The following is a 23,792-nucleotide window of genomic DNA, read 5'->3' as shown; positions in this document are numbered from 1 at the left end:
ACTTGATGAATGAATTTTTTCCTTTAGCAAGCGCCGCCGGGATGACCGTCGGCCTTGCCGTTTGTGCGCTGATTATTGGCCTCGCGCTCGCCATGTTTTTTGCCGTCTGGGAGTCAGTAAAATGGCGTCCGGTAGCATGGACGGGCTCAGCTCTGGTCACCATCCTGCGTGGTCTGCCGGAAATTCTGGTGGTTCTGTTCATCTATTTCGGCTCTTCACAACTGCTGCTGACGCTGGCCGATGGCTTTACGATCAATCTCGGGGTTGTACAAATCCCGGTTCAGATGCAGATCGAAAACTTCGACGTCAGCCCGTTCCTGTGCGGTGTAATTGCGCTGTCATTGCTGTATGCGGCTTACGCGTCGCAAACGCTGCGTGGCGCGCTGAAGGCCGTACCACTCGGACAATGGGAATCAGGTCAGGCGTTGGGTTTGTCTAAAGCCGCGATCTTCTTTCGCCTGGTGATGCCGCAGATGTGGCGTCACGCTCTGCCGGGACTGGGTAACCAGTGGCTGGTATTGCTGAAAGATACCGCGCTGGTCAGCCTTATCAGCGTGAACGATCTGATGCTGCAAACCAAGAGCATTGCCACCCGTACCCAGGAGCCGTTTACCTGGTACATTGTGGCGGCGGCTATTTACCTGGTGATTACGCTGGTGAGTCAGTACATTCTCAAACGCATTGACCTGCGCGCGACACGATTTGAGCGGAGACCAGGCTGATGCTTGAGTATTTACCTGAATTGTTAAAAGGGCTGCATACCAGCCTGACGCTGACGGTCGCCTCCATCGTGGTTGCTCTGGTGCTGGCGCTGGTTTTCACCGTCATCCTGACGCTAAAAACGCCGATTGTGGTCTGGTTGGTTCGCGCCTATATCACGTTGTTTACCGGTACTCCGCTGCTGGTGCAAATCTTCCTGATCTACTACGGGCCAGGGCAGTTCCCGACGCTACAGGAGTATCCGGTACTGTGGCACCTGCTCTCTGAACCGTGGCTGTGCGCCTTAATTGCGCTATCGTTAAACAGTGCGGCTTATACCACCCAGCTGTTCTACGGTGCTATCCGCGCAATCCCGGAAGGCCAGTGGCAGTCCTGTGGAGCGTTGGGGATGAGTAAGAAGGATACGCTGGCGATTCTGTTGCCGTACGCCTTTAAACGCGCCCTCTCCTCGTATTCCAACGAAGTGGTGCTGGTGTTTAAAAGTACCTCACTGGCATACACCATCACGCTGATGGAAGTCATGGGCTATAGTCAGCTGCTGTACGGTCGCACTTATGACGTCATGGTTTTCGGCGCGGCGGGTGTGATTTACCTGATCGTCAACGGTTTGCTGACGCTGATGATGCGCTTGATCGAACGTAAAGCGCTGGCGTTTGAACACCGGAATTAAATCGGTTTTTATGTCTGATGGCGCTACGCTTATCAGGCTACGATTCGTCTTCCGTTGTACACTCTCCGGTGAATATGCATAAAGCCAAAATAAAAAAGACGGACAACAACCTAAATTGTCCGTCTTTTTTTATATCAGAAAAAATAGTTAATCATTTTTATTGCATATAAATTCATTAAATGGCATTGTTAATTCACGCCGCAGACACGGTAAATAATCATAAGATTGACAGACGGGAGTTCCACCATGAAAAAGTTAGTACTGGCCGCATTACTTGCTACTTTCGCCGCTGGCGCCTCAGCTGCTGATAAAATTAGTTTCGGTGTATCAGCAACTTATCCGCCATTTGAGTCACTGGATGCAAGCAATAAAATTGTCGGTTTTGACATCGACCTGGCAACGGCACTGTGCAAACAAATGCAGGCTGACTGTACTTTCACCAATCATGCTTTTGATAGCTTGATTCCCGCACTGAAATTCAAAAAATATGATGCGGTGATTTCCGGAATGGACATCACGCCTGAGCGTAGCAAGCAGGTGGCATTTACTCAGCCTTACTATGCAAACTCCGCGCTGGTGATTGCGAAAAAAGACACCTATAAAACCTTTGCCGACCTGAAAGGGAAACGCATTGGCATGGAAAACGGTACCACGCACCAGAAATACCTGCAGGATAAACACCCTGAAGTGAAAACCGTGGCCTACGACAGCTATCAGAATGCGATTATCGACCTGAAAAATGGTCGTATTGATGGCGTATTTGGCGATACCGCCGTGGTTAACGAGTGGCTGAAAACCAACCCGCAGTTAGGTGTAGCCACTGACAAAGTGACCGACCCACAATACTTCGGTACTGGTCTTGGCATTGCGGTTCGCCCGGATAACAAAGCCCTGCTGGAAAAACTGAATAGCGCGCTGGCCGCAATCAAAGCTGACGGCACGTACAAAAAAATCAGCGATCAGTGGTTCCCACAGTAACGTCCGCCCAATCTGAAAAGCCGCATTCTGCGGCTTTTTTTTATCTCTTCACCTTCGCTTTCAGTCAGTTCTTACGCCATAAAACCATTCCTGGCGTACACTTGTTAAAACGAAAAAAAGTGAGGCAAACGGATGATAGCGTTCCCTGCCAGTTTACTGATCCTCAACGGAAAAAGTGCTGATAATCTCCCCCTGCGTGATGTCATTGCAGAGCTACGCGATGAAGGCGTGGAAATCCATGTTCGCGTTACCTGGGAAAAAGGCGACGCCCAACGCTACGTTGATGAAGCTCGCCAGTTAGGTGTTGCAACGGTGATTGCCGGCGGCGGCGACGGCACAATTAACGAAGTCTCGACGACGCTGATCCAGTCGCAGGGCGGCAATATCCCGGCGCTCGGTATTTTACCGTTGGGAACGGCGAATGATTTTGCAACCAGCGTAGGCATACCCGACGCCCTTGATAAGGCGTTAAAACTAGCTATCGCCGGAAATGCGACTGATATCGATATGGTTCAGGTCAATGATAAAACCTGTTTTATCAATATGGCAACCGGCGGCTTCGGCACACGCATCACCACCGAGACGCCAGAAAAACTCAAGGCCGCATTAGGTGGCGTTTCGTACTTTATTCACGGATTAATGCGCATGGATACGCTCAAACCCGATATCTGCGACATTCGTGGGGAAGATTTTCACTGGCAGGGTAAGGCGCTGGTCATTGGTATCGGTAATGGTCGTCAGGCCGGTGGTGGGCAACAGCTTTGCCCGACGGCGCTGATCAACGATGGTCTGCTGCAACTGCGTATTTTTACCGGCGAAGAGCTGTTGCCAGGGCTGCTTTCGGCATTAACGCAATCCGAAGACAACCCTAACATCATCGAAGGCGCATCATCGTGGTTTGATATCCGCGCCCCGCACGAAATTACGTTTAATCTCGATGGCGAACCGCTTAGCGGACAAGAATTTCATATTGAAATCCTGCCCGCAGCGCTACGTTGCAGACTGCCGCCGGGTTGTCCGCTACTGCGTTAACACGACGACACCCCAACTGGAATCAGGCAATGGTGACTTTGCTGTCCAGATAAACATCCTGCACGGCGTTAATCAGCTTAACGCCGTCAGCCATGGTTTTCTTGAATGCTTTTCGTCCAAGAATCAGCCCCATGCCGCCAGCACGTTTGTTAATCACCGCCGTACGTACCGCATCGCTCAGATCGGTTTCGCCGCCAGCCGCACCGCCAGAGTTAATTAATCCGGCGCGCCCCATATAGCAGTTCGCCAGCTGATAACGCACCAGGTCAATTGGGTTGTCGCTGGTCAGCTTGCTGTAAACGCGATCGTCAGTGTAGCCAAAGTTGACTGCTTTATACCCGCCGTTATTTTCCGCCATTTTCTGCTTAACGATATCCGCCCCGATAGTGGCTGCCAGATGGTTAGCCTGCCCGGTGAGATCGGCGGAAACATGGTAATCCACGCCATCTTTTTTAAACGCGGAGTTACGCAGATACGCCCATAGCACGGTGACCATCCCCAGTTCATGAGCACGCTCGAACGCCGCAGAAATCTCTTCAATCTGGCGACGGGACTCCTCTGAACCGAAATAAATGGTTGCCCCTACCGCAACCGCACCCATATTGAATGCCTGTTCTACGCTGGCATACAGCGTCTGATCAAACGTATTGGGGTAGCTCAGCGTTTCGTTGTGGTTAATTTTTACAAGAAACGGAATGCGGTGCGCGTAGCGACGGGAGACGGAAGCCAGCACGCCATAGGTCGATGCCACGCAGTTACACCCTGCTTCGATAGCCAGTTCCACAATATTCTTCGGATCAAAGTACAGCGGGTTAGCCGCGAACGATGCCCCCGCGGAGTGTTCCACGCCCTGATCCACCGGTAGAATCGACAGATAACCTGTCCCGGCCAGTCGGCCCGTATTATACAGCGTTTGCATATTACGCAGCACCGCTGGCGGACGGTTGTTATCCACCATCACGCGATCGACGTAATCATGTCCAGGCAGGTAAAGTTGGTCAGAAGGAATGGTCATACAACGATGCTGTAAAAGGTTGTCGGCATCTTTGCCAAGCAACTGCGCAATATCAGTCATAGCTATGCTCCCGTAAGTTCCGATTTGAAACCGGAATGTGGATTGTCCTGACCCGCTTTGTTGCGGGCAGCAATAAGCCTGGTACCGACTGCGTTTTTTTTCCATCTTTAGCGCACTTTTCAGCAACTTCTGCTGGCTCGATTCAGGAAGAAATAATGTTAAGGCGGTCAAATTTAGACCTCAAAGGTATTTTAAAGGTATTATCGAATGGTACTATCAGTGCGTACCTTACCTGTCATGAAGGATTTAAAGATGAAAACTACAGTTAAGCTGTCGTTCATGATGTTTGTAGAGTGGTTTATCTGGGGCGCCTGGTTTGTACCGCTGTGGCTGTGGCTGAGTAAAAGTGGCTTTAGCGCCGGGGAGATCGGCTGGTCCTATGCCTGTACCGCGATTGCTGCGATCCTGTCGCCCATCCTGGTCGGTTCTGTCACTGACCGTTTTTTCTCCGCGCAAAAAGTGCTGGCGGTGCTGATGTTCGTCGGCGCTATTTTGATGTACTTCGCCGCCCAGCAAACCACCTTCAGCGGATTTTTCCCGCTGTTACTGGCCTATTCGTTGACCTATATGCCGACGATTGCGCTGACCAACAGTATCGCTTTTGCCAACGTCAGTGACGTTGAGCGTGATTTCCCGCGCATCCGTGTAATGGGGACCATTGGCTGGATCGCCTCTGGTTTGGCCTGCGGTTTCTTACCGCAAATGCTTGGCTATAGTGACATCTCCCCTACCAATATTCCTCTGCTAATCACTGCCGGAAGCTCCGCTCTGTTGGGCGTCTTTGCGTTCTTTTTACCGGATACACCGCCGAAAAGTACCGGCAAAATGGATTTCAAGGTCATGCTGGGTCTGGATGCGCTGATCCTGCTGCGGGATAAGAACTTCCTCGTCTTTTTCTTTTGCTCTTTTCTGTTCGCGATGCCGCTGGCGTTCTATTACATCTTTGCCAACGGTTATCTGACAGAAGTCGGGATGAAAAACGCCACCGGCTGGATGACGCTGGGGCAGTTCTCTGAAATCTTCTTTATGCTGGCGCTACCGTTTTTCACCAAACGCTTTGGCATTAAAAAGGTATTGCTGCTTGGTCTTATTACTGCGGCTATCCGCTACGGATTTTTTGTTTACGGCGGCGCGGAAGAATATTTCACTTACGCTCTGCTGTTTCTCGGCATTCTGCTGCACGGCGTCAGTTACGACTTCTACTACGTCACAGCCTACATTTATGTCGATAAAAAAGCGCCCGTACATATGCGCACCGCGGCGCAAGGGCTTATCACCCTCTGCTGTCAGGGATTCGGTAGCCTGCTCGGTTATCGTTTGGGCGGCGTGATGATGGAAAAAATGTTTGCTTATCAGGAACCGGTGAATGGCCTTACCTTTAACTGGGCTGGCATGTGGGGATTTGGCGCGGTCATGATCGCCGTCATTGCCGTAATGTTTATGATTTTCTTTCGCGAGTCAGATAAAGAAATCACCGCCATTAAGGTGGACGATCTCGATGTAGCGTTGAAACAAGGGGAAGTAAAATGAAAGCAGAACGTATTCTCGGTGCTCTTTATGGGCAGGCGTTAGGGGATGCGATGGGTATGCCGTCGGAACTGTGGCCAAGAACCCGGGTTAAAGCCCATTTCGGTTGGATCGACCGTTTTTTGCCCGGCCCTGCGGAGAATAATGCCGCCTGCTATTTTAACCAGGCGGAGTTCACTGATGACACCTCCATGGCGCTGTGTCTGGCTGATGCCCTGCTTGAGTGCGACGGAGAGATTGTACCCGACGTTATTGGCCGCAATATTCTGGCCTGGGCCGAACGTTTTGATGCTTTTAATAAAAACGTGCTCGGCCCGACCTCAAAAATTGCGCTAAAAGCCATTCGCGACGGCAAACCTGTCGCCGAACTGGAAAATAACGGCGTTACCAACGGAGCGGCAATGCGTGTTTCACCGCTGGGATGCCTGCTCCCCGCGCGCGATCTCGATGCCTTTATCGATGATGTGGCATTAGCCTCCAGCCCGACGCATAAATCGGATTTGGCTATCGCTGGCGCAGTGGTGGTCGCGTGGGCGGTATCACGCGCTATCGATGGCGGAAAATGGTCAGAGATTGTCGACGCGCTGCCAGCCATTGCCCGGCATGCGCAGCAAAAAAGGATCACTACCTTTAGCGCATCGCTCTGTGCACGCCTTGAACTGGCGCTGAAAATTGTCCGTAACGCTGACGGCATTGAGTCTGCCTGCGAGCAGTTGTATCAGGTTGTGGGGGCCGGAACCAGTACCATTGAATCCGTGCCTTGCGCCATCGCTATGGTTGAGCTGGCGCAGACCGATCCTAACCGCTGCGCCATTCTGTGCGCGAACCTCGGGGGCGATACCGACACCATCGGGGCGATGGCAACTGCCATTTGTGGTGCGCTCCACGGCGTAAGTGCGATTAATCCGGCATTGAAACATGAGCTCGATGCGGTAAATCAGCTGGACTTTATCCGCTACGCCAGTGGATTGATGCGACTGCGCGAGCTGCGGGAGGCACTATGAGCACCACGCGTCTGCAACAACTTCTCCCGCAGTTACGCACACAGCGACCCGTTACGGTGGTGGGTGCGGCGGTGATTGATGTCATTGCCGATGCGTATGCCCTTCCCTGGCGCGGATGTGACATTGAACTCAAACAGCAAGGGGTGAACGTTGGCGGCTGCGCGCTCAATATCGCCGTAGCACTCAAGCGGTTAGGTATCGACGCCAGTAATGCTTTACCGCTGGGTCAGGGAGTGTGGGCCGATATTATCCGCAACCGGATGGCAAAAGAGGGACTGCACAGCCTGATCGATAACGCCGCAGGCGATAACGGCTGGTGTCTGGCTCTGGTCGAGCCGGATGGCGAACGTACCTTTATGTCCTTTAGTGGCGTCGAAAATCAGTGGAACGCTGACTGGCTGGCACAGCTGGAGATCCCACGTCACAGCCTGGTTTATCTCTCGGGCTATCAGTTAGCCTCTCCGTGTGGTGAGTTGCTGGTGCATTGGCTGGAAGGGCTGGAGGAAGTGACGCCGTTTATCGATTTTGGCCCACGCATCGGCGACATTCCCGAGCCCTTACTGGCAAGAATTATGGCCTGCCGTCCACTGGTATCGCTCAATCGGCAGGAGGCGGAAATTGCCGCCGAGCGGTTTGCATTAAGCCAGGATATAGAAGGTTTTGGCGCACAATGGGTGCAACGTTTTGCCACACCGGTGGTGGTACGCCACGATAAAGACGGTGCGTGGTATTTCAGCACCCAAACTTCCGGTTGCATACCGGCATTTTCGACAGCGGTCGTTGATACCATTGGCGCAGGTGACAGCCACGCTGGCGGCATGCTGGCCGGACTGGCGTCTGGCTGGTCGCTGGCTGACGCGGTACTGCTTGGAAACGCCGTGGCGTCCTGGGTGGTAGGGCATCGCGGGGGCGATTGCGCCCCTACGCGCGAGGCGTTACTCCTCGCACACAAACACGTATAGATCGCTTCGACAATAGCTGATGCTGTATTCAATGGGCCGTTGCTGCTGGTCAAGCGCTACCTGCTTGATCACCAGCACCGGCACTTTGCTGTCCATTTGAATGTGCGCCTGGAACTCTGCGTCAGGCATTCGGGCACTGACACGTGAGCGGGTGCGCTGCGGGAAAATATGCTGGCTGCGAAAATAGTCATACAGTGAAACGCCGATGGCATCCACGTCATGAATTAGATGGGCAGGAACCCATGACTCTTCAATAGAAACCGCATCTTCATCTACGTAGCGAATGCGCTTGAGCAAGAAGACGTCACTCCCCGTGGCAACAGCCAGCTGCTGCGCTACCTCTTCCGGGCAAGGCACAATCCGCTTGTTAACCCACAGCGTATCTGGTTTTTTACCGCGCAACACCACCTGCTGTGAAAAACCACGCGCTTCTTTTAGCGAATACTCGAAGATGTTGTTGATCTGCGTCCCGTAACCGCGGGCGCGCGTCACGACGCCTTCTTCTTCCAGGGCTTGCATCGCCTTACGAACCGTAATTCGCGAAACGCCAGTCAATTGGCTGAGATCGCGCTCGCCGGGCAGGATGTTTCCATGCTCCAGAATCCCGCTGCGCACAGCGTTTTTCACCGTTTGCGCAAATTTCATATACAGCGGCGTGTTATCTGCCGCGGAAATACGTTCATTCAGTTGCGCGATAAGCTGGGTATGCGCTTGTTCCATTTATCTTTTTCCTGCAGCCGTTTCTGCAGCCAGTATACTCATTACCACCACGCGTGGAAATGATGCACCGGACCAATTCCCTCACCGACTTCCAGGGTGTCGGCCTGCGCCAATGCCGCTGAAAGCCACAACTTAGCTTCCTGCACTGTCTGTGCCCAGTTGTCATGGCGCGGACGCAGCGCCGCCAGCGCCGCCGATAGCGTACAGCCAGTACCGTGGGTATTTTTGGTCATCACCCTTGGCGCGGTAAAACGCTGTTCGCCATCACGGGTAAAGAGCCAGTCGGGGCTTTGCGCATCCTCCAGATGACCGCCTTTCATCAACACCGCCTCGCAACCCAGCGCCCGCAGCGCCCTTCCCTGCTCTAACATCTCCTGCTCAGTCTGCGCATGGGGAGCCCCGAGCAGCGCCGCAGCTTCGGGTAAATTTGGGGTGATAATCGAAACCTGCGGCAGCAAATGGGTACGCAGCGTTTCAACCGCCGAGGGAGACAGCAACGGATCGCCGCTTTTCGCCAGCATCACGGTATCCAGCACGACATTTTGCACCCGATGGCGACGCAAACGTTCGGCGACCGCTTCAACAATATCCGTTTCCGCCAGCATACCGATTTTAGTGGTGTCGATACGCACATCACTAAATACGGAATCCAGTTGTGCGGCGACAAAGTCAGGTTCAATGCGATACACCGACTGCACCCCGCGCGTATTTTGCGCCACCAACGCCGTGATAACCGAGCAGCCGTAAGCGCCAAGCGCCGAGAACGTTTTTAAATCGGCCTGAATACCTGCGCCACCGCTTGGATCGGTTCCGGCAATGGTTAATGCGTTAATCCGTTTCATAGTTGCTCCTGCGCGTTCAGGTTATAGAGGGCGTCGATAAATGCCGGGACAAAACTGCCCGGTCCGGTTGATTGTTGAGTGGCTATTTGTCCAGCCTGTTTCATCCAGCTACAGGCGGAGGCGACGTTATCAAGCCGGTCACCGTGCAGGGCGCAGCTGGCCGCAACGACCGCCGACAGCGCGCATCCGGTGCCCACCACGCGCGTCATCAACGGATCACCGCCGTTCACGCAGACGGTACGCTGACCATCGGTGACATAGTCAATTTCGCCGGTAACCACGACAATGGTCCCAACCTGACGAGCCAGCGCCTGCGCTGCAGGAAGCGCAGCGGCTGCCGTATCGGTCGTATCCACGCCGCGTCCCCCACCGTTCATACCCGCCAGAGCCAGTATTTCCGAAGCGTTGCCGCGGATAGCTGCAGGCTGTAGCGCCAACAAATCCAGACAGAAGCGACGACGAAACTCCAGCGCCCCCACGGCAACGGGATCGAGCGTCCACGGGGTTTTAGCAAGTTGTGCCCGCTCAACTGCGGCACGCATCGCCGTAGCCCGTTCCCGGGTTAAGGTGCCGACGTTAACCAGTAATGCACTGGCAATAGCCGCGAACTGACTGGCTTCCTCAGGCTCGATTACCATTGCAGGTGATGCGCCCAGCGCCAGCAGCGTATTGGCCGTAAAGCTTTGCACGACCTCGTTGGTCATGCAGTGTGTGAGAGGGGAAAGCGTTCTAAATTGGTGTAAGGTGTGAGCCGCGAGTGTGCGGCTGTGCAGGTCAGGCTGCATGGTTCAGCTCCTGCCCGCGCGAAGAAGGGACACGAGCAGTGTCAGACTTCCCTACGCTGGCATTATCCAGATCAGGTGGTACGGGTATTTCTCAGCCTTCACCAGGAAGGGCACCCCGAGTCGTTGAAACACAAGTTTCGGTAACAGAATACTGCCTACGCTTGATGATGTAAATTAGCGCAGCACCATGGCCCTCCACGAAATTACGGGGTAAGGTTGTAGCTATTCTGTACATTCATTTACACTTTTTACGAAATGACTGGCGTGATCACAAAAAAGTTCTTGTCAGATGCCCTATAAGCCAGGAATGATACACGACTGATGTTGATGACCCGAACAGGTAAAGAGGATGGGTATGAAGAATAAAATGTTGCTGGGTGCACTCCTGCTTGCAAGCAGCGTCGTCTGGGCCGCGCCGGCCGCAACAGCTGCTCCCACCGGAATTGATAAGTATGAGTTGAGCGGTTTCATCGCCGACTTTACCCATTTTAAACCTGGTGACACGGTCCCACCGCTGTACCGTACTGACGAATATGCGATTAAGCAATGGAACCAACGCAACCTGCCAGCACCTACCGCCGGTACCCACTGGACCTACATGGGTGGTGCGTACGTGCTGATCAACGATGCTGACGGTAAGATCATTAAAGCCTACGACGGCGAGATTTTTTATCATCGTTAATAAAAAAAACACGTACTTTCAGCAAGAAAGTACGTGAAATACCCGCAAATCAATTAGTCATAAGATACTGCAAATATCACTTTACTTTGTATTTCACCAGGCAGTAATGATTCCCCTGTCACGCGAACATATTTCGCAGTAATAGGGAAAGTGTACTGATTACTGATTGCTTCCAGTTTGGTCATTCTGTTCATCAGATTATCCCCCTGTTTTAGGGGAGAAGTCGCGGTGCCATTATATATCTGGAACCCCACCCCTTTGGCGCCATTTGCTATCGTGTTTTTTAGTATTTTCCCGCTTTCATCCCAGTCACCGCGCACCACCTTAAAAGTGACGGGATTGGTGGTAACGTTATATATACTTTCGCAATTCAATACCAGATTTGTGGAACCCGATTTGGTATTATTAACCGTGAGCATCTCATTCAATGTGGTATCTGGCATTTTAATTTCGTAGCGGGGTAATGAAAACTGACAGGTGGTGGGTTTATGCGTTACTGTAAAGCTTAAATTCTGTGTAAAAGCTGAATTACTCGATAAACGTCCGGTAACCCAGCAATAAAGATAAGCTAACCAGTTTGAAGTACAAGAATTATCAGAGGTAATACTTACTGCCGGGTCGCTCAGACTAAACGCATCACCGAATACTGTCTGCTTAATAGTCCCTGAATTTACATATCTTGCTGAGATGGTGAAACTTTTGGCATCCAGCACTTCGCCGGCACTAACCGTTTTCTTACCAATACTTACTGGAAAATCATTGCTGGTCAGATTGATATTAATTAAAACCTTCTTGCCGCTGCCCCCCTGAATTGCAACAATGTAATCCTTGAGCGGTGTTGTATAATATAAGCTATCACTGTTGGCTGTACACACTATGTTGCCACTGGAACTGAGATTAATTTTATTTGTTGCTGTTCCAGATGTCATATCCAGATTAATTGTCGTTAACCCGCCATTTTTTGTCTGAAATGTACACCCGGCATCAGCACCAAAGGATGACAGCAGCAAAAATATCAAAAATACGTATCCTTTCATATCTTGCATCCTTATCGGCAAATATAGACTTTATTCTCATCAATCACCCTATCGAAGGTAATTGTACAGAACTGTCCCTGCTGTTTATTAACTGCAACACGTACCGACGCGGGAATGTCGTTGGTGCGAATAAATAACCGACTACCCTGCCCCACCAGACCAACATTATTACCGATATCATCTTCCACTTCATAACCGAAAGATAACGGAGAGCCGTCCGGACGCTCGGCCAGGAAGTACCAGGGTTTGCGCCGATCGGTTTCAAACTCCGTCATCACGACCGCACCGCGATAGGGTACTGTACCTTTTCGATTGCCCAGTAATGCCACATCGCTATTAGTGTCGGAAAGATCCAGCATCAGCATATTTTCCCGGTACGGCGTCAGACTGTCGTAAACCGCGTAACCTTTACTGTTGGTTGTTAGGTAACGATGCCCTTGCACAGCCGCACCCTGTAACCCAGGCGCTTTAACAATGGCGAATGTATCTGAAAGCCGGGGAGTCAGAGCCACGCCCTCAGACCACACCACGATCCCCCCCTGAATATTGCCGCTGGCCTGTTGATACTTATTCGATTGGCTGTAACTACTGCCTACAGTCGCCACTGGCGCGCGCCAGACCATGCTAACGCCCGCCGTTGTCTCGTTCCCCTGTCGTTGCTGACTGAGGTTGGCACCATAGCTGAATTGATCGCGATGACCCGTCACCCCGCTTAAGCTGGTGTTATTCGACTGAAAGCCGTCACTATCAAACGTCGTGGAATTAGAGACGAACAGATCGCGTCGAGGAGTAGAAATACCGTCCCCCCACGAGAACGGGATTGAGATATACAGGTTAAAACGCTTATCCTCGTGGTTATCCTCATCGTACGTTTGACTCACGGCAACGGTATAGCTAACTCGCTGCCAGGCGTTAGAGTAGCTAAGCTGATAATCTTTGCCGTTTCCACTGCGTTGCCAATAGTCGCGCCACAGGCCGCTAACCGCCAGGGATCCCCAGTTTTCGGGTAACGCTTGATTTATATTCAGTGAAAAACTGTTCTTGCGGCCAAAGTCGTTTTGATAGTAGTCCGCAATGTCATAAACATCGTTTTTATCGCGATTATAGTTATTTTTATTATTCGCCCACACGTAGTCATTAAAGGTACGATAATCCCGCGAGGAATAACGATAAGCTGCAAGTGCAAACTGCGTACCGGTCTGCGTGACATATTTGTTCCATGCAATCTGATAGCTCTGACCATCAAAAACATCACCATTATCCTGCTCGCTATGCGATCGCGTGGCGTCTACCGATACTGCGCCAATGGGGGTATTCCAGCCAGTCCCAAGCACAAATGAAGAATAGTTTTGCGACAGCATTGTACCGCCATAGACCGTTAGCAGATTGTTCAGACCATACTGATAACTCCCTTGCAGGAAATCATACTGATTGCCAGCCCCTTCAATATGGCTACGCCCTGCAGAGAAATCATATTTCGATACGCCAGATTGCAGCATATTTGGCACAGATGAAAAAGGCACCAGATAATGAGATATCGAACCGTTAGCCTCTTTCACACTGACATCTAAATCCGAACCGCCGCCAGCGAGTTGTAGATCATCAATAGCAAATGGGCCTGGTGGCACTTCTTTCTGGTAAATAACAAAACCATTTTGTTCGATGGTTACCAGGGCGTTGCTATGGGCAATCCCACGAACTACAGGGGTAAAATTCTGTTTTGAGTTTGGTAACATTTGCATATCGCGCCAGATACGCACACCACGAAAACGTACGGCATCAAAAATATCAGCCCCGGTATACATGTCACCGGCGCGCAATGTACCAAGAATCGACGGCACACCACGTTCCACATATAACGTGTTGCTCTTCCATTTGCCGTTGCCCTCGTTACCTTTCGTATAGTTGTCACTTGAATGCAACTGCCACCCCAGCAGGTTCAACCCGCTATTCAGGTTCACATAGCTGCTTTTATCATCACCACCGTGTTTATAATTACTGTAATACTGGCTGGCGTAATAAGAGGTATAAAAAGCGTTTACCCCACGATCCCAGGTTTCAGGCGGCATATATCCTGGTTCATACTCAATCACATACGCCTGAGGCACGCTTAAATTTAGAATAAACTCCCCAATGTCATAACTAACACTGCCGCCCTGCACTGCTGCACGCAGCGGCACGCAGCCTTCTTGTTTATCCGTTTTAATGTTCCCGGTGCGAATACCAATTTGCTGCAATTGTGCCCAGGACAGACATGTCAGTTCGGGATCGTCTTTAATATCAATATCGTACCGACCACGCCACTTATTATTAAGATAAACATCCATTTCATATATACCGGGCATTGGCTTATCGCCATCAATTTGATAGCGAGAGATTTTCTCACCATTCAAACCACCGATCATAAAGTGGGTATCAAACGTGTCTTCTTCAGCCCATACGGATGAAGCGGCCAACACCGACAGGATTGACAGTGTAATAGAATTTATCTTTGACATAATCAATCCTTGACTATCTTTCCGTTTTTATTTTTTCACTTAAGTAGTTTCCGTGATCATCAATAAGAGTAACCTTGTAATGATTAACGACAGTAGTGGTGACGACCTTTTTATCTGACCACGGAGCAAGTAACACTGTCTCGCTGTTTATTTTTGAATTACCCACTATTTGAGGAATAGTAATCCAGTTGGCAGAATTATTTTTGATATTAATGCCACCACTGACATCTCTGACGCTTAAGCGAGAAAAGCTTTTTTCATCTACACCGGCAATACCCTGCGGGCGATATATAAATTTGATGCGATTCTGCATAGCAAATTTAATCATGTTCTTACCTTCTGATTCCGCAGAATTAGGAGGAATATCTAACACATTCAGAAAAAAAAGGCTTTCACGATCTTTCGGCAGCGTATTTGCCAATTGCTTAATTTTCAGTTGTTGACCAGAACCTCCGCTGACCTTTGCCACAGGAGGGGTCATTACAAATGGCACGTGGATTTCTTCGGGTGACAGACTGGTATCTCCGTCATCTATCCAGGATTGAACCAGCGAACTGCGACTGCCTTCATTCATTAACTGCACGGTGATTTCTTGTTTCTGTGCCGGATAAATGACACGGGTGCCGTAAATGTATATGCCGCCCCACGCAGGCATTACTGTACCGGCCAGTAAAAACACGAGTATTTTTTTCATTATAATTATCCTTACTGCGGAAATAATCGGCGGCCGGAGCCGCCGACAAACAGGATAGTCATCTTAATCAGTAACAACAGTCATCGTCAGCGAAGAGGCCACATCACCAGCGGAAACACTGGCAGTACCAATTTTCGCATAGCGTGCGCTAAAGTTTAGAGTATATTTATTGTCCGCAGTTTTAGTTAACTCAATACCTGTATCGGGGTTAACCTGTTTAGTAAAATCATCACCATAGTATACGGTGAAGCCAGCACCATTATTTGCTGCGGTATTTCGTGTAATATATTTATTTTCGCTGTCAAATTGGGAGCTGGAGAAAGTAATTTTTGGTGCTTTACTTCCTGTACATTCAACTGTCAATGGCACAGTGGTTTTATTTGAGTATCCTTCATAAACACCACCAGCACTTAAGGCATTTAATCTGTCAGCACCAATTTGGTTCATACCAATGGTCGCAGTGGTATCCCCTGTAAATTTACAGGTGGTCCCTACTACCTTACCAGTAATAATCAGTTCACCCTGATCAGAATCAGCAGCAAAAGCCCCAGCGCTCATAACTACAGCGGACAGAACAGCAGCGGAAATAATTGAACGTTTCATCGTATATTCCTTAATGAATTAACTTCTATTGGTTAAGAGGACTTAACCCGTGAAATTAAATTCGCACACCAGAAACGTTATCGCAATGTAAACGCGTTGTTTTATTGATTTAAAACAAATTGCAAAGCGCAATATAATAGAAACAAATCAGTCGATTTTTTTATTCTTTTAAATTAATAAATTTACGAGATTAACTGTCGGAATGGAATTCTTCAGAGAAATGATCAGCCACGCATTATTCACAATAATAATGCATGGCTGATATAAGACGTTTAATCGTAACGCGTCATCACAATTTGTCGTGTAGCGTCACCGGTGATAGTAACAATTTCAGTTACCGCACCTTTTGTTGGATTGGAAACACCCGCTCTGACGTTTGAAAAGGAAATGGCATTGCCACAGCGTTGCTGCACTTCGTTATTTACAACATCAGCGCTACAGGTGGGTTCAGTTACCCGACCATTGATATTCAGGGTGGCAGTATCTGTGGCGAAAGCAGAAGCGCTCATTCCATAAGCCACAGTAATAACTCCCAAGAATAAATTTTTTTTCATTACGTTCATTATTCCTGTATCGGTTGGGAAACAGCACACAAGCCGTCTTTCCAGTAGATTATGGATTAACTGCCTCGCTAAGACTAATTGAGATTGTAGATTAATTCGACCAATTTGATCAATTTAAATGATGCATTGAGGGTGTTTATTCAGAAAAAGACATGAATTATACAGTCCGGATAAATAATTGAGTGAGATTTTTCATCCAATATATTCACTGCATCAATGAATTATTGATACAGTGAATATTTGTAACGCTATTAATTACACCGCGCGGAAGGCAATTTCACCCGGGATCACTTCCCCTTGCCAGTAGAGCTGGGCAGCGACACGTCCTGCCAGGTCGCGGTAAATGGCGGTAAATTCGCTGTCAGGACGGCTGATGACCGTCGGCGTACCACGATCCAGGTCTTCACGCAGAGAAATATGCAGCGGCATCTGTCCCAGCAGTTGGGTGTGATACTGCTCAGCCAGTTTCTGCGCGCCACCGGTGCCGAAGATTGGCTCGTGATGACCGCAGTTGCTGCAAATATGCATACTCATATTCTCAACAATACCCAGCACTGGCACTTCGACTTTTTCGAACATCACGATGCCTTTTTTCGCATCGATCAGCGCGATGTCCTGCGGAGTGGTCACCACAACCGCACCCGTGACCGGAATGTTTTGCGCCAGCGTCAACTGGATATCCCCCGTACCCGGCGGCATATCCAGTACCAGGTAATCAAGATCCGGCCATAAGGTTTCTTGCAGCATCTGCAGCAGGGCTTTGCTGGCCATCGGGCCGCGCCACACCATCGCATTATCGTCAGTAACCAGATAACCAATAGAGTTTGTCGCCAGGCCGTGAGACATGATCGGCGCCATATGGGTACCGTCTGGAGAGGTTGGACGCTGGTTTTCCGCACCGAGCATCGTCGGGATTGACGGGCCATAAATATCGGCGTCCAGTATCCCTACCTTCGCCCCTTCCGCAGCCAGCGCCAGCGCCAGGTTCACGGCAGTTGAGGATTTACCCACGCCACCTTTACCCGAACTGACGGCGATGATGTTTTTTACACCATTAATGCCCGGCTGGTTTTTCACGCGTTTCAGCGTCGCAATGTTATGCGACAGTTTCCAGTCGATTGCTTTCGCACCAGTAATACGCAGCAGATCGGCGCTACATTGCTCTTTTAAGTCCTCAAACGCGCTCTGCCAGACAAACGGCATGACCAGCTCAACGTGCAACGTGTCATCCATCCAGGCGACGTGATGCAACGCTTTAAGCGTCGTCAGATTATGCTTCAGGGTTGAATGCTGAAAATTCGCCAGCGTCCCGGCAACCATCGCGCGCAGGGTCTCTGGTGATTTGGCCTGGGATTGTGCGTTCATCCCGACTCCTTTTTGTTGTTCTGAAAATACAATAGTCACCAGGTAGTTTACTCCAACCGCAACAATTATTCATTTACGGATAAATGCCCTTATCGCTTGGCGCAGTAATTACCATTTTGGTACTATCAAAGCCCTTTTCACTACAAAAGAAGTAATTGCCCACTATGACTCAAGTCGCGAAGAAAATTCTGGTAACGTGCGCGCTGCCGTACGCCAACGGCTCTATCCACCTCGGCCATATGCTGGAGCACATCCAGGCTGATGTCTGGGTCCGTTACCAGCGAATGCGCGGCCACCAGGTTAACTTCATCTGCGCGGACGACGCACACGGTACGCCAATCATGCTGAAAGCACAGCAGCTTGGGATCACGCCAGAGCAGATGATCGGTGAAATGAGTCAGGAGCATCAGACTGATTTTGCGGGTTTTGACATCAGCTATGACAACTACCACTCTACGCACAGCGAAGAGAACCGTGAGCTGTCTGAGCTGATTTATATGCGCCTGAAGGAGAACGGTTTTATTAAGAACCGTACTATCTCCCAGCTTTACGATCCGGAAAAAGGCATGTTCCTGCCGGACCGTTTCGTTAAAGGCACCTGCCCGAAATGTAAATCTCCGGATCAGTATGGCGATAACTGTGAAGTCTGCGGCGCAACCTACAGCCCAACCGAACTTATCGAGCCGAAATCCGTCGTTTCTGGCGCGACGCCAGTAATGCGCGACTCCGAACACTTCTTCTTTGACCTGCCGTCATTCAGCGAGATGCTGCAGGCCTGGACACGCAGCGGCGCGTTGCAGGAGCAGGTCGCCAACAAAATGCAGGAATGGTTCGAATCCGGCCTGCAGCAGTGGGATATTTCCCGCGATGCCCCATACTTCGGTTTTGAAATCCCGGATGCGCCAGGCAAGTACTTCTACGTCTGGCTGGACGCACCAATTGGCTATATGGGTTCGTTCAAAAACCTGTGCGATAAGCGCGGCGACACGACCAGTTTTGATGAGTATTGGAAGAAAGATTCCGACGCTGAGTTGTATCACTTCATCGGTAAAGACATCGTCTACTTCCATAGCCTGTTCTGGCCGGCGATGCTGGAAGGCAGCAACTTCCGTAAGCCGACCAACCTGTTTGTACACGGTTATGTGACGGTAAACGGTGCGAAGATGTCCAAATCTCGCGGGACCTTCATTAAGGCCAGCACCTGGCTGAAGCACTTTGACGCCGACAGCCTGCGCTACTACTACACAGCGAAGCTTTCTTCACGCATTGATGATATCGACCTGAACCTGGAAGACTTCGTTCAGCGTGTAAACGCCGATATCGTCAACAAAGTAGTCAACCTGGCATCACGTAACGCAGGCTTTATCAGCAAGCGTTTTGACGGCGTACTGGCGGCTGAACTGGCCGACCCGGCGTTGTATAAAACCTTCACTGACGCTGCTGCGGTGATTGGCGAAGCATGGGAAAGCCGTGAATTTGGTAAAGCTATCCGTGAAATCATGGCGCTGGCCGATGTGGCAAACCGCTACGTTGACGAACAGGCTCCGTGGGTCGTTGCTAAACAGGAAGGCCGCGATGCCGACCTGCAGGCGATCTGCTCCATGGGTATCAACCTGTTCCGCGTCCTGATGACTTACCTGAAACCGGTTCTGCCAACGCTTGCTGAACGTGTAGAAGCTTTCCTGAACAGCGAGCTGAGCTGGGATGCCATTAAGCAACCGCTGCTCGGTCACAAGGTCAACACCTTTAAGGCGCTCTACAATCGCATCGACATGAAACAAGTTGAAGCGCTGGTGGAAGCGTCGAAAGAAGAAGTGAAGGCCGCTGCCGCACCGGTAACCGGCCCGCTGGCGGATGACCCGATTCAGGAAACCATTACCTTTGACGATTTCGCCAAAGTTGACCTGCGCGTGGCATTGATTGAAAACGCCGAGTTTGTGGAAGGTTCTGATAAACTGCTGCGTCTGACGCTGGATCTCGGCGGCGAGAAGCGTAACGTCTTCTCTGGTATTCGTTCTGCCTATCCGGATCCGCAGACCCTGGTTGGACGTCAGACCATTATGGTTGCTAACCTGGCACCTCGTAAGATGCGCTTCGGCATTTCTGAAGGGATGGTCATGGCGGCAGGTCCTGGCGGGAAAGATATCTTCCTGTTAAGCCCGGACGAAGGCGCAAAACCTGGCCAACAGGTGAAATAAATCAGACATCTCGAGCGCTGCAACTGCAGCGCTTTTTTTGCTGAGTGATTTACCTTTAATCTTAAACACGCTCCCCCACTCCATTTTCGGACTGCTTAGCCATCGCTATTAGATTTATTCTATACTGCTCTGCTATTAAGGCCGCCCGGCCCTCATATTCATTGGCGTTATTATTTAGCATTCGATATTCATAAAATGGAGTTTTACATGACAGCGTTACAAAAATTAGTTTCTCTCGCCGTGGCATCGGTTGTGGTTTTTTCTCTGGCGGGTTGTGGTGATAAAGAAGAGACGAAAACATTCAATGCCAATCTTAACGGTTCGGATATCACCGTCTCTTACACCTATAAAGGTGACAAAGTTCTGAAACAAAGCTCCGAAAGTAAAATCAGCTATGCCTCTATCGGTGCCAGCAATAAAGAGGAAGCCGCAAAAGTATTCGATGCGTTAAGCGCCAAATATCAAAATATTGCAGGCGTAGAAGAAAAGCTCACCTATACAGATACCTACGCGCAGGAAAATGTCACTATCGATATGGAAAAAGTCGATATAAAAGCGTTGCAGGCAATTTCCGGAATGAAGCTTTCTGAGAAAGCCGATAAAAATATCAGCATGAAGCAAATGCAAACGGTAATGGAATCGGCGGGTTTTAAAGAAGTGAAATAACATCCTGGCGACCCGAAATTCATCGCGGTCGCCAGCGTCGTTTTACGCTTTCGTTTTGTGCACTCGCGACGTCAAACCCCGCAGGAAATAACGCAGAAACTGATCGCCGCATTCGCGATAGTTCTTATGGTCCGGCGCGCGCATCATGGCGGTAATTTCCGGCATCGACACACGAAACTTCTGCTCGGTCATAATGGCCAGAATATCATCGGTTTTCAGCGAAAAGGCGATACGCAGCTTTTTCAGCACCGTATTGTTGTTAACACGACGCTCAAGCGCCAGTTCCGGCGCAGACTCGTCTTTACCACGCAGATGATAAATCAGACCGTTTAAAAATCCGGAGAGAATGATATCCGGGCAGCGAATAAACCCGGCTTCATCTTCTTTTGTCATCCAGGTATCAAAACCTGCGGAGGTGGATTCCATGTCAGCAAGCGCAAGAATACGCACCATGTCGTTATTGTTCGCTTTCAGGGTGTAGCGCAGGCTACGAAGAATATCGTTACTTAGCATAGAGCCTTCAACTGTCGGTGATGCAATGGCGCGCAGTGTATCAGTTTTACAGTCCAATCGCCTCTTTTAGACTTTTAAGATAACGGCGACTTACCGGAACTGTCAGCCCGTTGCGTAAAATCAGTTCGGCCTGACCGTTTTCTTCCAGACGGATCTCCCGCAATTGCGCCATATTCACCAGATACTGCCGATGGCAGCGCAGCAAAGGTGTACGGCTTTCCAGCGTTCTGAGCGTCAGTTCGGTGAAACCTTCTTTACCATCGCTGCTGGTCACATACACGCCGCTCATGCGGCTGCTGATAAACGCCACGTCATCCATTTGCAGCAGATAGATTCGGCTGTGGCCGCTGCACGGAATAAACTTCAGCGCCTGCTGATTCTCCGGCAGTAGCGATACATCCTGCTTCGTGCGCTCCTGACGCAAACGGCTCAGCGTTTTTTCCAGTCGCGCCTCTTCAATCGGTTTGAGAAGATAATCAAACGCGTGTTCTTCAAAAGCTTTCACTGCATATTCATCAAACGCAGTAAGGAAAACAATATACGGACGATGCTCAGGATCAAGCATGCCAACCATTTCCAGACCGCTGATACGCGGCATCTGAATATCAAGGAACAGGACATCCGGACGCAGTTTATGTACCGCGCCGATGGCTTCCACCGCATTCGAACATTCGCCGACGATCTCGATGTCGCTTTGCGCCTGCAACAGGATCCGCAGATTCTCCCGCGCTAACGGTTCGTCATCGACAATCAGCACTTTGATCATGCCAGTTCCTCCAGAGGAAGTCGTAAAGTGATTCGGGTAAAGCGGTCAGGTTCACACGCTACGCTGATGCCAAAATCGTCGCCAAACCGCTCGCGCAGTCGTTTATCAACCAGATTCATACCCAATCCGCTGGCCTCAGACGTTGGCTGATACAACCCGGCGTTATCTTCAATATCCAGCATCAGATACTGCCCTTCGCGGCGGGCGGTAATCGACACTTCGCCGGTATCCAGTAGCTGAGAGGTACCGTGTTTAATGGCATTCTCCACAATAGGTTGTAGGGTAAAGGCAGGTAATTGCTGATACGAAAGCGCATCTGGCACCGTCAAAGTCACCTGCAGGCGCGACTGAAATCGCGCCTTTTCAATTTGCAGATAGGCATTAACGTGCTCAATTTCATCAGCCAGCGTCACAATCTCCGACGGACGTTTTAAGTTTTTGCGAAAAAACGTCGACAGATACTGCACCAGTTGGCTGGCCTGCTCGCTATCACGTCGGATCACGGCTTTGATGGTGTTGAGCGCATTAAACAAAAAATGGGGGTTCACCTGTGCATGCAGGAGTTTGATTTCCGACTGCGTGAGCATCGCTTTTTGCCGCTCATACTGCCCGGCCAGAATCTGCGCCGAAAGCAGTTGGGCGATCCCTTCCCCCAGCGTGCGGTTGATCGAGCTAAAGAGGCGGTTTTTGGCTTCATACAGTTTGATGGTTCCCATCACCCGCTGGTTTTCCCCCCGCAAAGGGATCACCAGCGTCGAGCCTAATTTGCATTGCGGGTGCAAAGAGCAGCGGTAAGGGACTTCATTCCCATCGGCATACACCACCTCTCCGGTTTCTATCGCCCGTTGGGTGTACGACGACGAAATAGGTTTTCCGGGTAGATGGTGATCGTCACCAATGCCGGTAAATGCCAGCAGCTTCTCGCGGTCGGTAATTGCCACAGCACCGATATCCAGCTCTTCATACAGCACCTGAGCGACTTTCATGCTGTTAACCTCGTTAAACCCCTGGCGCAAAATACCCTCCGTTGAGGCGGCAACTTTGAGCGCAGTGGCGGAAAAAGCAGAGGTATATTTTTCAAACATCGCCCGTTTATCGAGCAAAATACGCATAAATAAGGCTGCGCCCACGGTATTCGTCACCATCATCGGCGCGGCGATATTACTGACCAGCCGAAACGCATCGTCAAACGGCCGGGCAATTAACAAGATGATCAGCATCTGTACCAGTTCGGCGACAAAAGTAATGGCACCCGCGGTCAGTGGGCTAAAGACTTTATCGGTACGGCCACGACGGGTGAGCACGCTGTGCACCAGCCCGCCGAGCAAACCTTCCACAATGGTCGAAATCATGCAACTGAGCGCCGTCATTCCGCCCATTGAATAACGATGTAAGCCACCGGTTAGGCCGACCAAACCGCCGACCACCGGGCCGCCAAGCAGCCCGCCCATCACCGCGCCGATAGCACGGGTATTAGCAATAGAATCATCAATGTGCAGCCCGAAATAGGTGCCCAAAATGCAGAAAATGGAAAAGGTAACGTAGCAAAGCAGCTTGTGCGGGAGCCGGATCGTGACCTGCATCAGCGGGATAAACAAACGCGTTTTGCTCATGAGCCACGCGATAACGAGAAACACACACATCTGCTGAAGCAGCAGCAACACCAGATTAAACTCGTACATACCTGCCAACCACACATCACTTAAAAGCGCGTAACATACATGGGCTGCGCGTAACTTTCTTTGAAGTGTTGCAAAAAAAAAGGAATTTGTGAGAACGATCACTCGAAAGCGCGAGCATGACTACAAATTCACCCATTTGTTGATCAAAAAACAGACAAAACTACCTGGTTCGCAAAAGAGCGTCTAAAGTAAAACTGGGACCTCGCGAGC

Annotated in this window: 23 protein-coding genes and 1 riboswitch; of the genes, 10 read left to right on the top strand and 13 right to left on the bottom strand. The window is 50.4% G+C overall.

Going from position 1 to position 23,792, the window contains the following annotated elements; translation table 11 throughout:
* The first annotated feature begins 5 nt into the window (after positions 1-5).
* The 4 genes from artQ to yegS all read left to right on the top strand — a co-directional run bounded on the left by artQ (position 6) and on the right by yegS (position 3,400).
* Positions 6-722, top strand: coding sequence for an arginine ABC transporter permease ArtQ (gene artQ, locus HV311_RS08525; protein WP_046275435.1), 717 nt, complete (start codon positions 6-8; stop codon positions 720-722).
* On the top strand, positions 722-1,390 hold the full coding sequence (gene artM, locus HV311_RS08520) for an arginine ABC transporter permease ArtM (RefSeq protein ID WP_016153669.1): 669 nt from the start codon (positions 722-724) through the stop codon (positions 1,388-1,390). Before artQ ends, artM begins: the two co-directional genes overlap by 1 nt.
* A 246-nt stretch (positions 1,391-1,636) precedes the next feature.
* Positions 1,637-2,368 (top strand): arginine ABC transporter substrate-binding protein ArtJ, encoded by a 732-nt coding sequence (artJ, locus tag HV311_RS08515; protein ID WP_191220965.1) that lies wholly within the window; start codon positions 1,637-1,639, stop codon positions 2,366-2,368.
* Positions 2,369-2,500: 132 nt separating this feature from the next.
* Positions 2,501-3,400: a lipid kinase YegS gene (gene yegS / locus HV311_RS08510; protein WP_191220964.1), complete on the top strand. Its 900-nt coding sequence runs from the start codon at positions 2,501-2,503 to the stop codon at positions 3,398-3,400.
* Positions 3,401-3,422: 22 nt separating this feature from the next.
* Here yegS and fbaB read toward each other — a convergent pair whose 3' ends face one another.
* On the bottom strand, positions 3,423-4,475 hold the full coding sequence (fbaB, locus tag HV311_RS08505) for a class I fructose-bisphosphate aldolase (protein WP_016153672.1): 1,053 nt from the start codon (positions 4,473-4,475) through the stop codon (positions 3,423-3,425).
* Between the two features lie 252 nt (positions 4,476-4,727).
* Between fbaB and HV311_RS08500 the strand changes: the two genes are divergently transcribed.
* Genes HV311_RS08500 through HV311_RS08490 form a run of 3 tightly spaced genes read left to right on the top strand, consistent with a single transcriptional unit; the run spans position 4,728 to position 7,968 of the window.
* Positions 4,728-6,005 (top strand): nucleoside permease, encoded by a 1,278-nt coding sequence (locus tag HV311_RS08500; protein WP_191220963.1) that lies wholly within the window; start codon positions 4,728-4,730, stop codon positions 6,003-6,005.
* Complete coding sequence (locus HV311_RS08495; protein WP_191220962.1) at positions 6,002-7,006, top strand: ADP-ribosylglycohydrolase family protein; 1,005 nt, start codon at positions 6,002-6,004, stop codon at positions 7,004-7,006. The genes HV311_RS08500 and HV311_RS08495 overlap by 4 nt, the downstream gene beginning before the upstream one ends.
* Positions 7,003-7,968 (top strand): PfkB family carbohydrate kinase, encoded by a 966-nt coding sequence (locus HV311_RS08490; protein ID WP_049269029.1) that lies wholly within the window; start codon positions 7,003-7,005, stop codon positions 7,966-7,968. The genes HV311_RS08495 and HV311_RS08490 overlap by 4 nt, the downstream gene beginning before the upstream one ends.
* On the opposite strand, the gene HV311_RS08485 is transcribed toward HV311_RS08490, so the two are convergent.
* From HV311_RS08485 to thiM, 3 genes are read right to left on the bottom strand one after another with little or no spacing between them, the layout of a single operon-like run.
* On the bottom strand, positions 7,942-8,688 hold the full coding sequence (locus HV311_RS08485; RefSeq protein WP_016153677.1) for a GntR family transcriptional regulator: 747 nt from the start codon (positions 8,686-8,688) through the stop codon (positions 7,942-7,944). The genes HV311_RS08490 and HV311_RS08485 overlap by 27 nt on opposite strands.
* 41 nt (positions 8,689-8,729) lie before the next feature.
* Entirely contained in the window at positions 8,730-9,530 is an 801-nt protein-coding gene (thiD, locus tag HV311_RS08480) for a bifunctional hydroxymethylpyrimidine kinase/phosphomethylpyrimidine kinase (protein WP_016156956.1), read from the bottom strand.
* Complete coding sequence (thiM, locus tag HV311_RS08475; RefSeq protein WP_103766534.1) at positions 9,527-10,315, bottom strand: hydroxyethylthiazole kinase; 789 nt, start codon at positions 10,313-10,315, stop codon at positions 9,527-9,529. Before thiM ends, thiD begins: the two co-directional genes overlap by 4 nt.
* 31 nt (positions 10,316-10,346) lie before the next feature.
* A riboswitch (TPP riboswitch) is annotated at positions 10,347-10,443 on the bottom strand.
* A 221-nt stretch (positions 10,444-10,664) separates the two neighbouring features.
* Between thiM and HV311_RS08470 the strand changes: the two genes are divergently transcribed.
* The gene (locus tag HV311_RS08470) at positions 10,665-10,997 is read left to right on the top strand and encodes an RcnB family protein (protein ID WP_019077205.1); all 333 of its coding nucleotides are present in this window, start codon (positions 10,665-10,667) and stop codon (positions 10,995-10,997) included.
* A 53-nt stretch (positions 10,998-11,050) separates the two neighbouring features.
* Here the strand turns inward: HV311_RS08470 and HV311_RS08465 are convergent, their stop codons facing one another.
* The 6 genes from HV311_RS08465 to apbC all read right to left on the bottom strand — a co-directional run bounded on the left by HV311_RS08465 (position 11,051) and on the right by apbC (position 17,757).
* The gene (locus tag HV311_RS08465; protein ID WP_191220961.1) at positions 11,051-12,034 is read right to left on the bottom strand and encodes a fimbrial protein; all 984 of its coding nucleotides are present in this window, start codon (positions 12,032-12,034) and stop codon (positions 11,051-11,053) included.
* Positions 12,035-12,045: 11 nt separating this feature from the next.
* Positions 12,046-14,532 (bottom strand): fimbrial biogenesis outer membrane usher protein, encoded by a 2,487-nt coding sequence (locus tag HV311_RS08460; RefSeq protein WP_191220960.1) that lies wholly within the window; start codon positions 14,530-14,532, stop codon positions 12,046-12,048.
* Positions 14,533-14,545: 13 nt separating this feature from the next.
* Positions 14,546-15,226, bottom strand: a complete 681-nt coding sequence (locus HV311_RS08455) for a fimbrial assembly chaperone (RefSeq protein WP_191220959.1) — start codon at positions 15,224-15,226, stop codon at positions 14,546-14,548.
* Positions 15,227-15,289: 63 nt separating this feature from the next.
* On the bottom strand, positions 15,290-15,829 hold the full coding sequence (gene yehD, locus HV311_RS08450; RefSeq protein WP_181630296.1) for a fimbrial protein YehD: 540 nt from the start codon (positions 15,827-15,829) through the stop codon (positions 15,290-15,292).
* A gap of 272 nt (positions 15,830-16,101) precedes the next feature.
* Positions 16,102-16,383, bottom strand: a complete 282-nt coding sequence (locus HV311_RS08445; RefSeq protein ID WP_191220958.1) for a DUF2574 family protein — start codon at positions 16,381-16,383, stop codon at positions 16,102-16,104.
* Positions 16,384-16,647: 264 nt separating this feature from the next.
* Positions 16,648-17,757: an iron-sulfur cluster carrier protein ApbC gene (apbC, locus tag HV311_RS08440; protein WP_016153686.1), complete on the bottom strand. Its 1,110-nt coding sequence runs from the start codon at positions 17,755-17,757 to the stop codon at positions 16,648-16,650.
* 164 nt (positions 17,758-17,921) lie between these two features.
* Here apbC and metG point away from each other — a divergent pair, with 164 nt between their 5' ends.
* Together metG and HV311_RS08430 are read left to right on the top strand one after the other, a co-directional pair.
* On the top strand, positions 17,922-19,955 hold the full coding sequence (gene metG / locus HV311_RS08435) for a methionine--tRNA ligase (RefSeq protein WP_191220957.1): 2,034 nt from the start codon (positions 17,922-17,924) through the stop codon (positions 19,953-19,955).
* 207 nt (positions 19,956-20,162) lie between these two features.
* On the top strand, positions 20,163-20,621 hold the full coding sequence (locus HV311_RS08430; protein WP_047416218.1) for a YehR family lipoprotein: 459 nt from the start codon (positions 20,163-20,165) through the stop codon (positions 20,619-20,621).
* 42 nt (positions 20,622-20,663) lie between these two features.
* On the opposite strand, the gene HV311_RS08425 is transcribed toward HV311_RS08430, so the two are convergent.
* From HV311_RS08425 to HV311_RS08415, 3 genes are read right to left on the bottom strand one after another with little or no spacing between them, the layout of a single operon-like run.
* Positions 20,664-21,134 (bottom strand): DUF1456 family protein, encoded by a 471-nt coding sequence (locus HV311_RS08425; RefSeq protein ID WP_016156965.1) that lies wholly within the window; start codon positions 21,132-21,134, stop codon positions 20,664-20,666.
* Positions 21,135-21,180: 46 nt separating this feature from the next.
* Positions 21,181-21,900: a two-component system response regulator BtsR gene (gene btsR / locus HV311_RS08420; RefSeq protein WP_016153690.1), complete on the bottom strand. Its 720-nt coding sequence runs from the start codon at positions 21,898-21,900 to the stop codon at positions 21,181-21,183.
* Positions 21,897-23,582, bottom strand: a complete 1,686-nt coding sequence (locus tag HV311_RS08415) for a sensor histidine kinase (RefSeq protein WP_016153691.1) — start codon at positions 23,580-23,582, stop codon at positions 21,897-21,899. The genes btsR and HV311_RS08415 overlap by 4 nt, the downstream gene beginning before the upstream one ends.
* Positions 23,583-23,792 lie beyond the last annotated feature (210 nt).

It is taken from the genome of Citrobacter sp. RHBSTW-00881 (genome assembly GCF_013728515.1).
GTDB lineage: Bacteria > Pseudomonadota > Gammaproteobacteria > Enterobacterales > Enterobacteriaceae > Citrobacter > Citrobacter braakii.
This window is presented reverse-complemented; position numbering and strand designations above follow the sequence as displayed.